Below are 1899 nucleotides of genomic sequence, written 5' to 3'. Positions count from 1 at the left end.
CGGCAGCTCCTACACCGATCCCCTGTAGGAGCTGCCGCAGGCTGCGATCTTTTGATCTTCAATGCAGCGCCTTCAGCTCCTCGATACTGATCTCACGCATCCGGAATTTCTGGATCTTGCCCGTCACCGTCATCGGAAACTCCTCCACAAACTTGAAATGACGCGGCGTCTTGAAGTGCGCGATGCGCTCCTTGCACCAGGTTTGCAGTTCCAGTTCGGAGGCATGGTGGCCGGGGTGGAATTTGATCCAGGCAACGATCTCCTCACCGTAACGCGAGCACGGGATGCCGATCACCTGTACGTCTGCCACCGCCGGGTGAGTGAAGAAAAACTCTTCCAGCTCACGCGGGTAAATGTTCTCGCCCCCGCGAATAATCATGTCTTTGTTACGCCCCGCGATATTCACGTAACCCTCATCGTTCATGCTCGCCAGGTCGCCGGTGTGCATCCAGCCCGCCTCATCGATGGCTTCGGCGGTGGCTTGCGGGTTGCTCCAGTAACCGAGCATCACGCTGTAACCACGGGTGCAGAGTTCGCCGATGGTGCCGCGCGGAACCAGGTTACCGGCCTCGTCGATGATTTTGCTTTCGAGTTGCGGCTGGGTGCGGCCGACGGTGGTCACGCGCAGTTCCAGCTCGTCCGATGGCCCGGTCTGCAGGGAGACAGGGCTGGTTTCGGTCATGCCGTAGGCGATCTGCACCTCGCTCATGTGCATTTCACTGATGACCCGGCGCATCACCTCGATCGGGCAAGTGGCGCCGGCCATGATCCCGGTGCGCAGGGTCGACAGATCGAACTCGGCGCGCTGCGGCTGATCAAGCATGGCGATGAACATGGTCGGCACGCCGTACAGCCCGGTGGCCTTTTCTTCGGCGACGGTTTGCAGGGTCAGTAGCGGATCGAACGCATCATTGGGGTAAATCATCGTACTGGCGTGAGTGATGCAGCCCAGGTTGCCCATGACCATGCCGAAGCAGTGATACAGCGGCACCGGGATCACCAAGCGATCGGCGGCGGTCAGACCGATGCTCTCGCCGACCATGTAACCGTTGTTGAGGATGTTGTAGTGACTGAGGGTCGCGCCCTTGGGGAAACCGGTGGTGCCGGAGGTGTACTGGATGTTGACGGGTTGGTCGAAGTGCAGGCTGTCGCTGCGTTCACGCAATTGTTCGGCAGAGACACTGGAGGCCAGATCTGCCAGTTGCGACCACGGGAGAAAACCCGAAGGCGGCTGTGCATCAAGGCTGATCAACCCGCGCAATTCCGGCAGGCGCTCGCTGCGCAGTTCACCGATGGATTGCTCGGCCAGTTCCGGCAGCAAGCCTTGCAACATGCCGTGATAGTTGGAGCTCTTGAACGCTCCCGCACAGACCAGCCACTGACAACCGGATTGCTTGAGTACGTATTCGAGCTCGGAACTGCGATAAGCCGGATTGATGTTGACCAGGATCACGCCGATCTTCGCGGTGGCGAACTGAGTGATGCACCACTGCGCGCCATTCGGCGCCCAGATGCCGAGCCGGTCACCGGCCTGCAAACCCAACGCCAGCAGCGCTCTGGCATGCACGTTCACCGCGTCGGCCAGTTGCCGCCAGGTGTAACGCAGCTGCTGGTGGCGCACCACCAGCGCCTCGCCGTCCGGGTACTGCGCGACGGTTTCGTCGAACTTCTGCCCGATGGTCATCGCCAGCAAGGCTTTGCTCTCGGAACCACGGGTGTAGCTGCGCTGCGGGTTTGCACTGGGTTGATCCATGACGACCCCTATTGTCTTTATTAGTGGGTTTACCGGAGCTCACTTTTTTTGCGGGTGGCCTTTGTGGCGAGGGGATTTATCCCCGATGGTGTGCGAAGCGCACCCTCAGTTTTTCCTGCTGAGCCGCATTCACAGGTTTTGGGTCG

At 60.1% G+C, this 1899-nt stretch carries 1 protein-coding gene; it reads right to left on the bottom strand.

The window, feature by feature from the left end:
• Nucleotides 1–58: 58 nt before the first annotated feature.
• Nucleotides 59–1753, bottom strand: coding sequence for an AMP-binding protein (locus tag HT737_RS25735; RefSeq protein ID WP_182404261.1), 1695 nt, complete (start codon nucleotides 1751–1753; stop codon nucleotides 59–61).
• Between the last annotated feature and the right edge of the window lie 146 nt (nucleotides 1754–1899).

The sequence above is a fragment of the Pseudomonas sp. MD195_PC81_125 genome (genome assembly GCF_014060985.1).
Lineage (GTDB): Bacteria > Pseudomonadota > Gammaproteobacteria > Pseudomonadales > Pseudomonadaceae > Aquipseudomonas > Aquipseudomonas parakoreensis.
Note: the sequence above shows the minus strand (reverse complement) of the source record. Positions and strands in the feature narration are given on the sequence as shown.

Bases quoted from the DNA above. Each gene is read 5' to 3' on its own strand.
- HT737_RS25735 (WP_182404261.1), bottom strand. From the start codon at position 1,753: ATGGATCAACCCAGTGCAAACCCGCAGCGCAGCTACACCCGTGGTTCC.